Here is a 17,649-nt window from a genome sequence, read left to right as displayed (position 1 = left end):
AAATTAAAAAATAAAAAACTATGAAAAAGAACATTTATTACTTTGTTATGGGCGTTTTTGCCCTATTGGGTACAGTATCTTGCTCTAAATCAGAGAGCGAAGAAAGCACAAAATATCAAAACCTACCCAAGGAGGTCAAAAGCATCGTTCCTGATAACATTCTAAGAAAATTAGAAGCAAATGGTATGGTCATACATACTGGCACTACCCCTCCTAATATCGAAGGTACTTTCAATATAACTCCGTTCGAGTTAGCTTTTACCGATGTTGAAGATTATCAGTATGTTGTAGGCTATCAGATAACAGGTTATACCTATCATTTCTACGACCAACAAGGTGTAAAAATAAAAACGGACTACCAAAACCTCAATTTATTAAGTGATGATAAAGCGATAGGCAAAGGCACTATCATTTCGGGCAGTGAGAATAAATTTACTGCTTATATGGCTTTTGAAGGTGAAAATAAGTCTATAGGTGCCAGCTATAAAGAGGTAGCTGTCATTTCAGGGGAAATCACTGCACAGGGTATTAAGAACTTCAGATATGCCTTTTGTTTATTAGAAAAGAATGACCCTCTTAATAAACTGATGCCAGTAGGGGGTACCCGCATTTGGTTCGACAGCGATAATATGTCTGAAAGAGAATAAAGCAACCTACTAGTTGCTAGTTAATGTATAAAAAAACGTGGGATATCCCACGTTTTTTTAATTACCATTGTTTTTGAAATACCAAAATAGTATTTGTGTTGCCAAAGAAAAGAGTTTGTTTATCATCACTAAAGCTAAACGGAATAGGTACTTTTTGTCCGTTAGAAACGTTGTAATACGTATTACCTTCTCTTGCCCAAGCAAAGGTTTTTCTTTCTTCATCACCACATTTTACACCGTCATCTGATAGCCTGTAGTATATGGTAAAACCAATTGTACTTGCTACAATATCACCTCTAAAGCAAGCAGGAATACCCGCCTTAAATTCTTTTATAGTCTTACCGCTCTTCAATTGTACTTTGGTAAGTCTCCAATAACCTACAAAGGGGTCTAAGTGACTATAATCTACGCCCCGCTTATGAAGAATCAATGTTTCATCATTACCCTTATCATTTAGGAAACGCAATATGAGCTCTTTGTTTTTCATTTCATAATTGACAGTAGCTGTTTGTCCTTTGTAGCCTTTAGGAGAATCAGCCGTTATAGTCAAATGAAAAGCACTGTTAGAAGCGGTGTAATCGTAATACTTAAAGTCTTCTTTACAAGTAGAATTATCTTCATATACCCGTTTGTGCTTCAGCTGGTTGTCAGAGATTTCAAATACAGTTCGTTTTGAACATTGATTGGGAGTATACCAATTGTATTCGTTTATACTTTGTTTTAGGTTGTACATAGTATGGATATACCAATCACCTTTAAGCGAAGTACTACTACCATTGTCATCATCTTTTCCGCAAGAGAAAAGACATAAAGCTGTGGCAACAAGTGCCGATAAGATACGTTTTTTCATATTTGTTTTTATTTTAAAAGTGAATATTGGGACAAAGATAATAAAAAATACGCTTATATCTTATATAACATTTTTTTATAATCAAAAAATATACTTATTTTTGCCTTGAAAAATTGTAAATTTATATAGAGAGTTATGAGTAGTATTTTTGTCATTGGTATTTTTCTGTGTTGCTTTCTCTCAGTATTGCTCTTTAGCAAAGCTGCTAAAAGGTTGCCCGACAATATACTGGGGGTCTGGTTGTTATGTATTGCAACCTACTTGCTCAACTACTACCTGCACTATTTGGGGTATTGGGAAAAATACCCGCATTTAGTAGGGGCTACTCATCCATTCCCTTTGCTGTTTGCGCCTTTTGTCTATCTGTATGTCGTTACTAACCTACGCCAGCCACAGCGACTCTATTGGCGAGACGGCCTTCACTTTCTCCCCTTTGCTGTTACCTATGTGCTGATGTTCCCCTTTTTATTTGGTTATTCTGCTGCCGAAAAGGCAATGATAGATCAAGCCGATTACCACAGCCCCTACCAATGGCTATTTACTATTTCATTTATAGCTTTTGTAATCGTATGCGTAGCCTATTCAGTAGCAACCTATCATAAAATCAACCAATACGAACAAATTATAGGCGAGCAGTTTGCCTATAATGAGGGTATTAGCCTACAATGGCTACGACTCTTACTCATCGGGTTCGGAATCATCTTCTCAGTGATGATAGTGGGATATGTACTCCAGTTTCTGTTAGAAATAGAGTTAGCAGTCAATATAGAACTCATTTTCTTAGGTCTTTTTGTATTGCTTATAGCACTTATTGGTTTCTGGGGCATACGCTATCAAGGTATTTTTACTGCTGAAAAACCCAAAGTATTGTACTCTTCAGAAAAGCCATCGGAGGCAGAAGAAACTGAAGAGCCACTTAAAATGCCAGAGTACCGCAAATCAGGACTCAAGCCAGAAGAGGCGAAAAACCTACATAAGCAGTTACTTACACTAATGGCTACTGAAAAACCTTACCTCGAGCCCAAACTCTCTTTAGCCCAATTAGCCGATAGTTTAGGTGTTCTACCCAACCATTTGTCGCAAATTATCAACCAGTATGAGGGTAAGAATTTCTATGATTTTGTCAATAACTATCGTGTAGACGAATTTATAGCTTTAGCCAAAAAAGATACTGATAAAAACTTCAACCTATTAGGGCTTGCTTTCGAAGCAGGCTTCAACTCCAAATCATCATTCAACCAAGTTTTCAAGAAGATAAAAGGACAGACCCCAAGCCAATTCGTAAATGAGGGATAAGGTATATATTTAATAAAAAAGACGTCCAAACCCTCACGCTTAGGCGATACACCCCTTTTTGCGCCGTACTTTTGCCCCAGAATTTTAAAAGTATTACGCAATGAAAACGTTTTTTCATATCCTCTTGCTTTTAGTGCTACCTCTTACCGCACAAGCACAAGATATTAACCAAACCCTCAGAGGTACTGTTTACGACCAAAGCACACACGAACCCCTAATAGGGGCTACCGTAGTGGTGCAAAACTCCGACCCTGTTATAGGGACAACTACTGATGAAAACGGTCATTTCACCCTCCTCAATCTCCGTTTAGGAAGAGTCACTTTAGAAGTTTCTTATATAGGCTACGATAGCCAGACAATTCCCGAAATACTCATTACCTCAGCCAAAGAAGTCGTGCTAAACATAGCCCTCAGAGAAGCCTTTACCGAGCTCGAGGGAGTCGAGTTAGTAGCAGGCATACGCAAAGAGAAAGCACTCAACACAATGGCTACCGTTAGTGCGCGTACCTTTTCGGTAGAAGAAACACAGCGTTACGCCGGCGGACTTAGCGACCCTGCCCGCTTGGCATCAGCCTTTGCAGGAGTCTCTACAGGCAACTTGCAAGACAATTCCATTATCGTGCGTGGCAATGCACCACAAGGCGTACAATGGCGATTAGAAGGGGTAGAAATCCCCTCACCTCAGCACTTCTCTGGCGGCAATGTCATTGGCGGCGGACTGGTAACGCTCTTTAGCAATCAGGTGATTAGCAATTCCGATTTCCTTACAGGCGCTTTCCCTGCTGAATATGGCAATGCCCTTGCTGCTGTTTTCGATGTAAAAATGCGCACTGGCAACACTTCTCGCTACGAGCACACCGCTCAAGTAGGCGTCTTAGGACTCGATTTTGCTTCCGAAGGACCTCTTTCACGCACCAAAGGGGCTTCTTATCTCTTCAATTATCGCTATTCTACTTTGGGCTTGCTTAATGATTTGAAGCTCAACAACACAGGGCAACGCATCAAGTACCAAGACATTTCTTTTAAGCTGAATTTTCCTACCGAGAAAGCAGGTACTTTCTCTCTTTGGGGTATTGGCGGCACTGACCATACCCATAAAGAAGCTATTAAAACCCCCAGCGATTGGAAAACCGACATCGACCGCATGACTAACAGCTGGGATACCTACGTAGGTACGATAGGCTTACGCCACCAAATCACTGCGGGCGAGAAGAGTTTTGTAGAGTCGCACGCTGCCTTTTCAAGCACTGACGACCGCATTACTACCGATTACCTTTCAGATGACGCTTCAGTGTTCACCCCTGATAGTCGCCTGAAAAAGCAAAACGGAACCCTTACACTGGCTACCTCGCTTACCCATAAACTTTCTTCCTCAGCTACTTTCAAAGCAGGGATTACCCACAAACAGCTTTTCTATAACTACGACCTCAGCGCAGCACAAGACTATGTGCCAAGCACCTATGCGCGTATTGTCAATTCAGCAGGGAATACCAATTTTACCGAAGCCTACTCACAAATTAAATACCAGCTATCACCTTCACTTTTGGCTAATGTGGGCTTGCGCGCTCACCACTTTGGTCTGAGAAAAGAGATAACGTTAGAAAGCAGAGCAGGACTGGCTTGGAAGATAAGTGATAAACACAGTTTGAGTTTCGGCTATGGCAAACACTCTCAACCCGAAGACCTCAATGTATATATGATAGAAGTAGGAGGCGTGGCTGTAAATAAAGATTTGAAAATCAGCGAGGCACATCATTTTGTATTGGGCTACGATTGGCAGCTTACCGATAAATTGCGCTTCAAGATAGAGGGGTATTTTCAGTATCTGTGGAATATTGCTGGCGAAGAAGGTACCAGCTACTCGCTTATCAACCTACGCCGTGCGTTGTACCTGAACAAAAAGCTCGTGAATAATACCGAGGGGCGCAATTATGGCATCGACCTTACTTTAGAGCGCTTTTTAGGCAATAACTATTACTATCTGATTACCGGCTCAGTATTCACCTCAAAATACAAAGCAGGCGACAATGTATGGCGCAATACTCGTTATAACAAAGGTTTTGTGCTAAATGCCCTCTTTGGCAAGGAATTCTATTTTGCTAATAACCGCAAGGTGTTAGATGTAAATGCACGAGTAACTGTTACAGGGGGCGAGCGTTATAGCCCTATTTTAGAGAGTCAGTCGTTAGCAGCCAAACGAGTGATATTCGATGAAAGTCGCGCTTTTAGCAAGCAATTGCGCCCCCTTACCTACGCCGACCTAACGGTAAATTACCGCATCAATCACCGTAAGAGCTCGAGTGTATTCTCTTTTCAAATGAAGAATGTGCTGGGTGCCCCTATCTACATCGACCATAATTACAATTACCAAACCGGTCAAATAGAGCTTAGCAAAGCCACTTTGGTCATTCCAAATATCAGTTACAAAATCGAATTTTAAGGCAGCCGTATAGGCAAAGTTAATTATGAAGAAATATCAACACCCCGTATTGTTTTTTACCCTTTCCCTTGTCATTCCTTGGGTATTATGGTTTGTAGTGGCTTATTGGAGTCACCAGCCAAAAGCACCTAATGCTTTTTGGACAGGCTTTTTTGAGTTAGCAGGTCTATTAGCTCCGGTGGGGGTAGCAGCCTACTTATTTGCCCGCGATAAAGCCCTTTTATCCGACCTAAAAGCGCGTTTTATAGGCAGGAACCTACTTAGCAACCGTTATTTCTGGATTACCCTCTTATTTCCGCCTATTTCGATTATTATGGCACAACTCATTTCCCTCGATTTAGGACACACTCTCGACCAGTTTTACATTTCAGGAGAGCCTAGTTTCAGTTCAGCCCCTTTCAATGCTTGGTTTGTACTTTGTTTAGCGCCAGTAGTCGAAGAGTTAGCTTGGCACACCTATGGTACTGATGCCTTGCGCAGTAAGTGGAGTTTATTCACCTCATCGGTTATTTTTACTCTCTATTGGGGCTTGTGGCATTTACCTCTTTTCTTTGTAAAGGACTATTATCAAAGCAACATACACGCCGAAGGACTGCTCTATACTATAAACTTTTTTGTAAGTCTGTTTGCTTTTGTATTTATCATCAACTGGTTGTATTACAAATCAGGGCGCAATGTACTAATAGCTATATTATTTCATTTAGTAGCCAATGTTTCCAACGAAATCTTTGCCACCCACCCCGATAGCAAGGTAATACAAACAGGTTTATTCACCCTACTAATGGGCTATATACTCATAAAAGAAAGAAAACTGTTTTTTAGTACCAGCCACACTCAGATAAAAGCCTAATATGTAACCCATAATTTGCTTATTAACAAATTAATAGCTACTTTTGTGGTGTAAAAACACTTTATCTGTCATATGAACGCAAAACCAAATCCTGAAAAGCCAGCTATAGTAGTATTTTTTGTTATATTTGCTATAATGCTAATTGCCTCTCTAATGTTTATTTTTGAAGGGGGGTGGGGGGCTATTTATATTTTTATTCTTGCATCGGCAGTTAGTATTGTTATAGCATTTCTGTTCTTTAGTTACTTTAGTGTGTATTACAAATGGTCACGCTGGGGGTTGGCTGCAGTTATACTATTTGCAGCTATTCCGTTGTTAAATTTATTTCATAATGATATTATAGATTATTATTCAAATAAGATAACTCCGAAGAAATACAAGAACTATAAGAACTTATTTAATAGTGCCCCTTATCATAAACAAGGCAAGACTATTAGCTTTCTTTCTAAACGCGAAGGTCCTGGGTATGGTAGTACGACTACTGTTGTTTTCTTGAATGATAAAAATGAACTTATCTTGATAGAAGGAGCTGAAAGACTCTATAAATATGATACTTATGGCAACCTCATTGCCGAATACTACATTAGGCAAGGATATTACGCAAATGCTGTGATGAAGAGTTGTTACTTTGACTCGCGTAATAACAAATACCTTACTTGGGCTATTGATGGTGATACAGTACCAAAACCTATGAGCTTTTTAAAAGAATCGGCAGAGTGGAATGACAGTGAAAGTGAAGCTTTTTTTGAAGAAATGAAACAAACAACTGATGCTTTTTTTATTGATAATGAAGGCTATATATACCGGAAAGAACCCGAAAATAAGCAGTTAAATGATTTGAAGGTTATTTTCAGCAAAGACAATGAGTGGTACTATTTCTTTCTTCCGTTTAACAGAAAATATGAAGAACGCGATGAATATGATTTTCTGCGAGGTCTTATTTCTAAAAATAAAGTAAAAAGCTTTATGAATTTTGAAGAATGGGAGGCTACCAAACGTGATAGTAAGCAACTTAAAGGCATACAACTGCAATATATAGCTAATAATAACAAAGATTTTTACTACGATTTGATAATAGATAAGGTTACTTTTAATATAAGTGATTATAGAGAAACGGAAACTAACCTACATTTGCCTACTACTTATTTCAGTACTCCTACAGAAACTATGGAGGTTTTTGCTCACCTGAAACTCTATAGTAATAAAAATTTGCACTATAAACTGTTTAATGATAGAGATAGAACTTACCTCATTAAGGATGAATAGACAGAATCTTTGCTTTTTTGGTTTTAAAGAAAATAAAAAGTCCCGAGCTTTTAAGTAAAGTTCGGGACTTTTTTTATTTGCATTACTACTTATTTACATCACTACGTTGATAATTCTGTTAGGTACTACGATTACCTTTTTAGGGGTGTTGCCTTGTAGCTGTTCTGCTGTTTGAGGGTCGGCAAGGATAGCTTGCTCTATCTCGGCAGGAGTCATAGTGGTTGCAAAAGCGCGTTTGAAGCGTACTTTGCCGTTAAACGATACAGGATACTCCTTGCTGTCTTCTTGCAAATACTTATCTTCGTGTACAGGGTAAGGGGCATAAGTTACGCTTTCGGTATTTCCGAGCCTTTTCCAGAGCTCTTCGGCAATATGCGGAGCAAAGGGTGCTACCAGTACCGAAAGAGGCGCTAAAACGTCTCTATGGTGGCATTTTAGCGATGATAGCTCATTCACGCATATCATAAACTGACTTACCGAGGTGTTAAATGAGAAATTCTCGATGTCTTCATTTACCTTTTTGATGGTTTTATGCAGTGCTTTGAGCATCTCGGGTGTAGGGGCTTCGTCGGTTACTTGCCAACCATTGTCATTGAAATACAAACGCCATAGCTTACGCAAGAAGTTATATACCCCCGAAATACCTGCTGTGTTCCAAGGTTTGGCTTGTTCCAAAGGTCCTAAGAACATTTCGTAAAGGCGCAGAGTATCAGCACCATATTGCTCGCAAATATCATCGGGATTTACTACATTGTATTTAGATTTCGACATTTTTTCGACTTCACGAGCACAGAGGAAATCCTCCCCCTGTCCCCCTCCCAAGGAGGGGGTGTAGAGTGCACCATTTTCTAAAATAAACTCGGCATTAGCAAATTCTTTACGCCACGCCTTGAATTTCTTAATATCTAACTCATCAGAAGTATCTTTGAGGAGAGAAACATCTACGTGAATAGGTTGGATAATAGTATTAATTATTTTTCCTGAGAGTTTTTTCATAAACTCCACCCATTGAGGATATTTAGGGAAAATCTTCTCTAATAAAACAATCGCCAACTTATCATCCTTGAATTTCTTTGAAACAAATATAGGAGGAAAGTTATTAGATGAAAGCTCTTTTACTTCAACTAAATTCACTTCATTACCTTGCTCATCTTTCACTTCCCATAACACTCGGTATGCAAAAGCACTCATTCCCAGTATCATACCCTGATTAATCAGTTTTTTGAAAGGCTCTTCGGTAGGGGCAAAACCGCGGTCTTTGAGAAATTTGTTCCAGAAACGAGAGTACAAGAGGTGCCCTGTGGCGTGTTCGCTACCCCCTACGTAGAGGTCTACGTTTTGCCAGTAGTCTACTACGGGTTTGGTAGGGAAGGTTCCACGTGCGTCTTTTTCCATCATATACTCTAACCAATACCAAGAAGAGCCCGCCCAACCTGGCATAGTATTCAATTCTAACGGGAATATAGTTTGATTATCAATAAATTCGTTGCTCACCACCTTGTTATTTGCAGTATCCCACGCCCAAGTGGTAGCGTTGCCCAACGGCGGATTTCCCTCTTCGGTAGGAAGGTATTTCTCTACTTCGGGTAGGTGAATAGGTAGGTACTCCTCGCCTATCATCTGTGGCAAGCCGTTTTTATAGTACACAGGGAAAGGTTCGCCCCAATAACGCTGACGTGAGAAGACAGCATCGCGGAGGCGGTAATTCACCTTGGCTTTGCCTGCACCTTTGGCTTCTAAGACTGCTAACACTTTGGCAACTGCTTCGCCAAAGTTAGTACAACCATTGAGAATGTCAGAGTTTTGGTAAGTCATTCCCTCTTTATCGGTAAAGGCTGCTTCTGAAATATCTTTATCGAAAATGTTGATGGGTTCAGGCATTCCTTTGGCGCCCTTGAAGTGTTTGGCAAAGGCATAATCACGATCGTCGCCAGCAGGCACTGCCATAACAGCCCCCGTACCATAGCTTGCTAATACATAATCGCCTATCCAGATAGGAAGCTGCTTGCCGGTAAGTGGGTGCACGGCATACGCCCCTGTGAAAGCACCCGATACGGTTTTGGTATCCGCCATACGGTCGCGCTCTGAACGTTTGGCAGTAGCTGCAATATAAGCCTCTACCTCAGCGCGTTGCTCCCCAGTAGTGATAAGAGGCACCAAAGCGTGCTCAGGAGCCAAAGTAAGGTAAGTAACGCCGAAAAGGGTATCGGGGCGAGTAGTGAAGATCCTCACCCCCTGCCCCTCTCCCAAGGAGAGGGGAGAAGTTGTATTAATATTATCGCTCTTACACGCTACAGTTTCCTCTCCTTCGGATTCTTCTATAAAACCGCTGCTATTACGCGCCACAGTTTCCCCTCCTTGGGAGGGGGCTAGGGGGAGGACTAACTCTTGTTTTATTTTTGTTAAAACAGCTTCTGTATTACCAAGAACTTCTTCATTAGTAAAGCGAATTACTTTAAATCCTTTTTCATTGAGATACAACGTACGTTGCTGATCGTATTCTTTTTGAGTAGGGTCATTATGATAACCTCCATCTACTTCAATAACTAAATTCTTAGAAAGGCAAACAAAATCAACAATAAAATCATCAATCAAATGTTGTCTTCTAAACTTATCTCCTAATTTTTTATCACGCAAAAGTTCCCACAACGCTGCTTCTGCATCAGTAGGTTCTTTTCGCATACGTTTAGCTTCTTCTATAAGTCTGTATGCATTATTTCCTCCTGTCATAAAGAAAGGTGTCCTCACCCCCTGCCTCTCTACTTGGGCTAGAGGAAACACAACTTCGGCTCCTACTGATTTTCCTATCCAGTTGCGTTGGCTTTCTTTGATGCTCTCACTCCAATCGATGGTGTCTAAGCCTTGCAAGAGGCGTTCAGCATAAGCAGTAATGCGCATACTCCACTGGGTCATCTTCTTGCGAATAACAGGGTGACCCCCACGCTCGGATACGCCATTCACGATTTCATCGTTGGCAAGTACAGTACCTAAGGCAGGACACCAGTTCACCTCGGTTTCTGCCAAGTAGGTAAGTCGGTATTTGAGGAGGATTTGTTGTTGCTGTTCTGATGAAAAAGCGTGCCACTCTTCCGCAGTGAAGGTTGGGATATCGTCGTCACAGGGAGCATTTACCTTGCTATTGCCTTCTGTTTCAAAGAGAGCGATAAGCGTTTCGATAGGCTCTGCTTTGTCGGTTGCGTTGTTATACCACGAGTTGAACAACTGTATGAATATCCACTGGGTATGGCGATAGTAGTCGGGATCAGAGGTTTTCACCTCGCGACTCCAATCGAATGAAAAGCCTATTTTATCGAGCTGCTCGCGGTAACGGGCGATATTCTGTGCCGTAGTAACGGCTGGGTGCTGTCCTGTTTGAATAGCATATTGCTCGGCTGGCAAACCGAAACTATCGTATCCCTGAGGGTGCAATACGTTAAAGCCTTTGTGACGCTTGTAGCGCGCCACAATGTCGCTGGCAATATAGCCGAGCGGGTGCCCTACGTGTAAGCCCGCCCCTGAAGGGTAAGGGAACATATCAAGCACATAGTACTTAGGTTTGGTGCTGTTATTCTGGGCTTTGAAAGTTTGGTGTTTTGCCCAATATTCTTGCCAAAAGGCTTCTATTTCTTTGTGATTATAAGTCATAATTCTTAATTTGTCGATTTGTTAATTAGCAAATTTGCCAATTATGGGGCAAAGGTAGTATTTAATTAGGAAATGAGCAAATTTTTAAAATAAGATGGATAGTATATTTTTCTAATTTTTGTAGCATTATTGGCTATTTATACTTCGGTTATCTTTCAATTATCCTTCGGTGGAGGTAAATCCTTTGTATATCCAAAGTAAAGGGAAGATATAAGAGAACGTTTTTCTGAAAATGCTTATAAAATTAGAAAATAAGATGCTTAGCTATTTTTGACTTCTTTTTTAGTTATTAGCTCTTATTTCTCGCTCTACGTAGCCTACTATATTGCCCTTTACAAAGATAGTGCGGGTAAGCCAGTTACCTTGTTTATCGAAGGTATGTTCGAATTTTTGGTCGTTGATACCTGTATTATTGCCTTTTTTATCGTAGGTGTAGCGCAAGGTTTGCGGAGGAGTGTAACCCTCGCGAATACTGCGCTCCACTACCCTACCCTCGCGGTCGTAACGCAAGGTCACACGCACTTCTATAGGCGGGTCGGCTTTAGTGAGCATCTTTAACATTGTACGGCGGTTTTGCTTATCAAACTCCTGATATACCAAGGCTTCGGAATGAGGCGTAGTGAGCGTACCCTCTATGGCATTGCCATTAGCATCCCACTTAGTGAACGTATAGACCTGCGTAGGAGTGGCCGTAGCAGTGTTATTTTGCTGAGGTATAGAGGTATAGCTAAGCATACGTCCGTTATCGTCATACTTATAAGTGCCTATGGTAACCTCTACATAGTGATGGGTTTCTTTGGTAAGTATGACCTGCTGAAGCCTATTGGCATCGTACGTATATTGGTAATACAGACGAATATTGCCGTATTTTTGTTCTAAGGAAACAGCATTGCCTGCGGGATTGAACACGTAGGTATTCTCGGTAGCAAGGCGTTTCTGAGTAAGATTACTGCGATAAACATCGTAAGTACGCTCGGTAAGTGTGCTAACATTATCAGTTACTTCTTTTTCTGCGCGTGTAGCGGGCAGGTTTATAATCTGCGCTGACCCCATAAGAGGGAGCAGGGCGTATAAAAATATTCTTTTCATCATATAGTGTTATTAAAAATGTTCCACGTGGAACATTTATCTTATAAAGGCGAAGCATTTTCTGTGCTTCAGATAATCGAGATTATGGTCGTTATCGTAGGCTTCCTTTTCAAAAATAATATTGCGGTAAGCAAGGTATTTATCTTTGTATTTTAGGTATTTGAATAGAAAATCGGCTATGTACCAAAGGTAGAAAAACACTATTAACAGTTCGCACTGCTGTGCTAAATGAATGCGTTCGTGATTCTTAAACCTACTATCTTTCAGATACTTAGCATCATTTGTAAAAACAAAAGGATATAAAGTAATACCTGAAAAACCTTTAGGTACAATATGTTTATTGACTATAAACATTTATTTTTATATTAATAAATTGATACTAATTGGCTAGTCGGAGCAGGTAAATATGCGATGAATATTCGCCCTTGCGGTAGCCATAATAGTTGGAACGGAGTCCGTTATAGATACCTTTTAGAAAGCTTTTCTTACCGGTTTTGTACTGTTCTGAAAGCATACTTACATAAAAAGCATCAAAAAACATAGGATAGGTAGCTATAAGTTCGAAGCCCTCAGTAGCAAATAGCTGTTTGATACTCTCCTTAGAAAAGTGCCAAAGATGTCGGGGTACATCGAAAGCAGCCCAATATTGCTGGTAATGCTTAGCATCAAAAGAACGATAATTAGGGACAGCTATTACTAATAATCCATTGTCTTTCAGTAGGTTCTTAAGAATTTTAATCTCTTGAACTGTATCGGGTATATGTTCTAAGACATGCCATAGAGTTATCACATCAAAGGAATGTGGGGTAAGTGCCTCGTAGTTAGGATAGAGTGTAAGTTGCTTATCGCTAGCTTTAATGCGTGCTTTATCGCTAGGTTCTACCCCTACTGCTTGCCAATGAGCATACTGGTGGCAGGCTTTTATAAAGTCGCCTGTGCCTGCTCCGACATCTAACAGATTGATATTCTCTTCTTTATATTGGCTAATGAGTTTTATTTTATGTTTTAGATTATAGTGCTTTACCCATTGATATAATTTCTCGAATAACGTTTTACGTCCGTCAGTATGAGATATATAATTTTCGCTTTCGTAGTACTTGCTAAGTTGAGAAGGTACGGGTGTAGTGCGATAGAGTTGCAGCTGAGGGTCATAGCACAGCTTAAAAGTTTCTTGCGATACACTGTAATCTCTGGTGGTAATATCAGTATACATAATAAGGTTTAATTTTCAGCTGCAAAGATAATAATTAATTATAAATTATCAAGGGAGAAGTATAAATTGTTCCACGTGGAACTTTTTTTGATTATTTTTAGGCTTGAAATAGTAAAAAATTAAAATAAGGATTATTTAGAGCGTTTCAGTAATTAAGTGGTATACTTATATCACTTTTAAAAAATAATGCTTTAAAAGGGCTGTATTGAAGTCGTTTTTAATAAGGTATTTTTATAGTAATAATAATAATGATAGAAATAGTTTATAGTCATAAAATAGTAGTGAAGAAGAGAAAAATAAAAAGTTTCACGTGGAACAAACATTAATAATCATTTGTTGTTTGTCATTCATAATTATTTTATTACTTTTGCAGTCTAATCAAAATAAAATCTATAAAGATGAAAAAAATATTAATAGCAGGAGTTGCCCTCCTAAGCCTTACCGCTTGTCAAGACAAAATTGCCTTTGTTGACAACGCTAAACTTTTAGACAACTATCAAGAAAAAAAAGACATCAAAGCTAAATTAGATAAGCAAGTAGAGGCTTACCAAAAAAAACGCGATAGTGTATCGCAAGCTTTCCAAGCTGAAGCTATGGCTTTTGATAAACAGGCTAAAGAATTGCCTGCTAACGTGGCTCAAAAAAAATATAACGAGCTGATGCAGAAAAGCCAAATACTACAGCAACACCTTATGCAACAGGAGCAAACTCTACAAGCTGAAAGTCAAAAAGAACTCGATTCGCTTATCAATAAAGTGAAGAAAAATATAAGAGAATACGGGAAACAAAAAGGATATACTTTTATACTTGGAGCCAATGACGGTGGTAGCGTACTATACGGTGCTGAGAAAAAAGATATTACTAAGGAAGTAACCGACTACCTAAACCAACAATACAAAGGAACTACAAAATAATAAATAAAAAAATAAGGCTGCCCAGTATAACTGAGTAGCCTTATTTTTTTATATTATTATATTAACTAATCGACTTTAGCATATTAGGAAAGAAGGCTTGCAATATGAGAAATACCCCGAAAACAAGCAAGATAATACTAATACTGCGCTTAATCTTATAAATGTGAAAAGCTGTAAGTCGGTTTTTTAACTTCTTTGCTATCAGTATCTTAATAACATCAATAGCAAAATAAACCAGAATAATAGAAGTGAAAAATATTAGTATTCTATTGGCATTCATATCGAGCTTAGGTCCGAAAACAATGATGATGCCTAACCAGAACCCCAATACGCCTATATTGATAAAATTCAGTAGAAATCCTTTGATAAACAGGGCTATATAATTTACTCTCTCAGGTACTACTAAATGGGCATTCTCCTTATTATCAATTGTTTTCTTGAAATCTTTCTTCAACTTTATAAAGGAAATAATACCATAAGCCATCATTATTAGTCCGCCTACAAAGAAAAGTTTAGGGTCGTCCTTAATTTCGCGCAGCAAACTGCTGGTAGTAAAATAAACTATTAGAATAAAAGTAGCATCGGCTAATAACACCCCTCCATCAAAAGCTACTGCTGCCCTAAATCCTTTAGTAATAGCCGTTTCGAGCAATACAAAAAATACTGGACCTATAGTAAAAGCCAGTAAAGTGCCCAAAGGTAATGCTAATAATACATCTGCAAACATCGTTGTACTCTAATAGTTATAATATTTTACAAAAGTAATGAAAAACTAATAATTTCACAAAAAATAAAGGGAGAAGTTTTTAAACCTCTCCCCTACTCTATTGATTTTCAGTTGTTAGCAATTAATTAGACTCTACGAGCTCAAAATCTAACTGCTTTTTGAGCAGGTCAGTATTCTTAACGCGTATCATCACTTCATCACCGAGCTGATAAGTCCTACCGGTAGCCTGTCCTACCAAGGCGTATTGCTGCTCGTCAAAAGTGTAATAATCGTCCTTAATGTCGCGTGCACGCACTAAGCCCTCACACTTATTTACATTCAGCTCTACATAAATACCCCACTCGGTTACCCCTGATATAACTCCCGCAAATATCTGATTCTTATGCCCTTCCATATATTTCACCTGCATATATTTGATAGAATCGCGTTCTGCTGAAGCTGCTAAACTCTCCATTTGTGATGAGTGTTTGCACTTAGTTTCGTACTCAGCTTCACTTTGAGAAGGGCCATTATCTAAATACAATTGCAACAAACGGTGTACCATCACGTCAGGATAACGGCGTATGGGCGATGTGAAATGGGTGTAATAATCAAACGCTAAACCGTAATGCCCTATGTTTCTAGTAGAATAAGAGGCTTTTGCCATAGAACGTATAGCTAAAGTATCGACTAAATTCTGTTCTTTCTTGCCTTTTACCTCTTCCAACAGGTTATTGAGTGAATCGGTAATCGTTTTCTTGTTGTTCAAATTCAAACTATAGCCAAAACGCGCTATTACCCCGTTAAACTGCTGCAATTTATCAGCATCGGGTTCATCGTGGATGCGATATACGAAAGTTTTCTTCATCTTGGCTACATATTCAGCTACCTTGCGGTTAGCCAATAGCATAAATTCTTCTATCAGCTTATTAGCTTCCTTGCTTTCTTTGAAATAAACGCCTGTAGGATTGCCATTGTCATCGAGGTCGAATTTCACTTCTACTTTATCAAAAGTAATAGCCCCTAAACGTATACGTTTACTTCGCAAACGTTGTGCTAAAGTATTGAGCGTCAGTATAGCCTCTACTACATTTGCAGGAATAGAACGCTCAGTATCGGTGATAGAAATATCAGCAGGAATGGTGTAGCCCTCCCCTACTTTGGCTTCTTCTATCACTGATTGTGCCTCTTCGTAAGCAAACCTAAAAGACGAATGTGTAGCAGTTCTACCCAACCATACATTTAGTACTTCTGCTCTCTGATTCATCTCAAACACTGCTGAAAAGGTATATTTATCTTCATCAGGACGTAATGAGCAGGCAAAGTTACACAATACTTCGGGCAACATAGGCACTACCCTATCTACTAAATAGACAGAGGTAGCACGATTATAAGCCTCTTCATCTAAAATAGTACCCTCTTTCACGTAGTGCGACACATCGGCAATATGTACCCCTATTTCGTAATTACCATTATCTAACATCTTGAAAGACAGGGCATCATCAAAGTCTTTAGCATCACGAGGGTCGATAGTGAAGGTGAGTGTATCGCGCATATCGCGGCGGTGGCTTATCTCTTCTTCTTTAATGCTGAGATCTAAGGATTTGGCAAAAGCCTCAACCTCTTCGGGATAGGTATAAGGCAAACCGTATTCTGCTAAAATAGAGTGCATCTCGGTAGTTTGGTGCCCTGGTATGCCGAGCACTTGCTCTACCACCCCTATAGGTGAATCGTGGTGATCTTTCCAATCATCAATACGGACTATTACGCGGTCGCCATCTTGCGCTCCGCCAAGTTTGTCTTTTTTCACAAAGAAATCGGTGTACATACGAGGGTCGGTAGGGACTACAAAAGCAAAATTCTTATGCAGCTGCACTGTACCTACAAAGCGTTGTTTCTTTCGCTCTATTATTTTCGTAACCTCACCCTCCATCTTATTGCGATTGCGGAAGCGAGGAAATACATATACCTCTACCCTATCACCATGTAAGGCTTTGTTTAAGAAATTAGAAGCTACAAAAATGTCTTGCTCAAGTCCTTCTACCACCACATAGCCATTGCCACGTGAATTGACATCAAGCGTACCTATATAATAATGTGCAGCAGATGTTTCTTGGTGTTTTCCTTTGTGCTGCTCTTGTCGGTTGCGTTTGGCTAAACTTCTATTTTTCTTAGATTTTCCCGGTTTTCCTTGTTTCTGATTCTTAGTTGTCTTTTTCATAATTGCAAAATTACATTTTTTTGAGTTATCAACAATCTTTTAATTATAAATTAAAAAACTTTTTTTAAAAAAAAAGAGGGTTATTATTATTAGGCTGTGAATAAGTAGGATAACTTTTGTCTTCAAAATTTGCTTTTTTGACTTATGGTAGTTTATTAACAATGGGGTATTTGTTAAGCTGCTGATTTTAAGGGTTACTATAGATATTTGTTAATAACTTTTCAGGCTTCTCCCCTACTTTTTGTTGATATTTTTTTAGATGGTTGATAGTTGATAACTGTATTATAGCAGTGGATATTTAATAAGAAATAAATTTGCATAGCTGCTTTCAGCTTTTGTATATACGCGGGCTTGAGAATAGCAAATTTTTTAATTAAAATAAATCAGTGAGTTATTCACTAATTATGAACAAAGGATAAATACAAAAGACAAAATACAAGAGAATAAAAAAAGACGAGAAACAAATTTTGCTCCTCGTCTTTCTCATTTTGTATTTAAATTATTATAACTTA

13 protein-coding genes are annotated in these 17,649 nt (G+C 39.2%); 6 read left to right on the top strand and 7 right to left on the bottom strand.

The window, feature by feature from the left end; all coding sequences use genetic code 11:
* Positions 1-20 precede the first annotated feature (20 nt).
* Positions 21-647 carry a hypothetical protein gene (locus HMPREF9074_RS03010; protein ID WP_009389923.1) on the top strand — a complete coding sequence of 209 codons (627 nt, stop codon included), beginning with the start codon at positions 21-23 and terminating at the stop codon, positions 645-647.
* Positions 648-708: 61 nt separating this feature from the next.
* On the opposite strand, the gene HMPREF9074_RS03005 is transcribed toward HMPREF9074_RS03010, so the two are convergent.
* Positions 709-1,497 (bottom strand): lipocalin family protein, encoded by a 789-nt coding sequence (locus HMPREF9074_RS03005; protein ID WP_009389922.1) that lies wholly within the window; start codon positions 1,495-1,497, stop codon positions 709-711.
* A 135-nt stretch (positions 1,498-1,632) separates the two neighbouring features.
* Between HMPREF9074_RS03005 and HMPREF9074_RS03000 the strand changes: the two genes are divergently transcribed.
* The 4 genes from HMPREF9074_RS03000 to HMPREF9074_RS02985 all read left to right on the top strand — a co-directional run bounded on the left by HMPREF9074_RS03000 (position 1,633) and on the right by HMPREF9074_RS02985 (position 7,349).
* Positions 1,633-2,793 (top strand): helix-turn-helix domain-containing protein, encoded by a 1,161-nt coding sequence (locus tag HMPREF9074_RS03000; RefSeq protein ID WP_009389921.1) that lies wholly within the window; start codon positions 1,633-1,635, stop codon positions 2,791-2,793.
* Between the two features lie 100 nt (positions 2,794-2,893).
* The gene (locus HMPREF9074_RS02995) at positions 2,894-5,233 is read left to right on the top strand and encodes a TonB-dependent receptor (RefSeq protein WP_009389920.1); all 2,340 of its coding nucleotides are present in this window, start codon (positions 2,894-2,896) and stop codon (positions 5,231-5,233) included.
* A 25-nt stretch (positions 5,234-5,258) separates the two neighbouring features.
* A complete protein-coding gene (locus HMPREF9074_RS02990) occupies positions 5,259-6,083 on the top strand; it encodes a CPBP family intramembrane glutamic endopeptidase (RefSeq protein ID WP_009389919.1) in 825 nt (274 codons plus the stop codon).
* Positions 6,084-6,155: 72 nt separating this feature from the next.
* Positions 6,156-7,349 (top strand): NADH-quinone oxidoreductase subunit J, encoded by a 1,194-nt coding sequence (locus tag HMPREF9074_RS02985; RefSeq protein ID WP_009389918.1) that lies wholly within the window; start codon positions 6,156-6,158, stop codon positions 7,347-7,349.
* Between the two features lie 93 nt (positions 7,350-7,442).
* Here the strand turns inward: HMPREF9074_RS02985 and HMPREF9074_RS02980 are convergent, their stop codons facing one another.
* From HMPREF9074_RS02980 to HMPREF9074_RS02965, 4 genes are all read right to left on the bottom strand, one after another.
* Positions 7,443-10,994 carry a leucine--tRNA ligase gene (locus tag HMPREF9074_RS02980; protein WP_009389917.1) on the bottom strand — a complete coding sequence of 1,184 codons (3,552 nt, stop codon included), beginning with the start codon at positions 10,992-10,994 and terminating at the stop codon, positions 7,443-7,445.
* Positions 10,995-11,276: 282 nt separating this feature from the next.
* Positions 11,277-12,083: a hypothetical protein gene (locus tag HMPREF9074_RS02975; RefSeq protein ID WP_034539643.1), complete on the bottom strand. Its 807-nt coding sequence runs from the start codon at positions 12,081-12,083 to the stop codon at positions 11,277-11,279.
* A 36-nt stretch (positions 12,084-12,119) separates the two neighbouring features.
* The gene (locus tag HMPREF9074_RS02970) at positions 12,120-12,437 is read right to left on the bottom strand and encodes a hypothetical protein (RefSeq protein WP_009389914.1); all 318 of its coding nucleotides are present in this window, start codon (positions 12,435-12,437) and stop codon (positions 12,120-12,122) included.
* 25 nt (positions 12,438-12,462) lie between these two features.
* Complete coding sequence (locus HMPREF9074_RS02965) at positions 12,463-13,284, bottom strand: class I SAM-dependent methyltransferase (RefSeq protein ID WP_084063413.1); 822 nt, start codon at positions 13,282-13,284, stop codon at positions 12,463-12,465.
* A gap of 410 nt (positions 13,285-13,694) precedes the next feature.
* On the opposite strand from HMPREF9074_RS02965, the gene HMPREF9074_RS02960 reads away from it, so the two are divergent.
* Positions 13,695-14,210 carry an OmpH/Skp family outer membrane protein gene (locus HMPREF9074_RS02960; RefSeq protein WP_009389908.1) on the top strand — a complete coding sequence of 172 codons (516 nt, stop codon included), beginning with the start codon at positions 13,695-13,697 and terminating at the stop codon, positions 14,208-14,210.
* Between the two features lie 61 nt (positions 14,211-14,271).
* On the opposite strand, the gene HMPREF9074_RS02955 is transcribed toward HMPREF9074_RS02960, so the two are convergent.
* Both HMPREF9074_RS02955 and rnr read right to left on the bottom strand, forming a co-directional pair.
* Entirely contained in the window at positions 14,272-14,937 is a 666-nt protein-coding gene (locus tag HMPREF9074_RS02955) for a LysE family translocator (RefSeq protein ID WP_009389906.1), read from the bottom strand.
* A gap of 121 nt (positions 14,938-15,058) precedes the next feature.
* Positions 15,059-17,137, bottom strand: coding sequence for a ribonuclease R (gene rnr, locus HMPREF9074_RS02950; protein WP_009389904.1), 2,079 nt, complete (start codon positions 17,135-17,137; stop codon positions 15,059-15,061).
* Positions 17,138-17,649: the final 512 nt, after the last annotated feature.

This window comes from Capnocytophaga sp. oral taxon 329 str. F0087 (assembly GCF_000213295.2).
GTDB classification, from domain to species: Bacteria; Bacteroidota; Bacteroidia; order Flavobacteriales; family Flavobacteriaceae; genus Capnocytophaga; species Capnocytophaga leadbetteri_A.
This window is presented reverse-complemented; position numbering and strand designations above follow the sequence as displayed.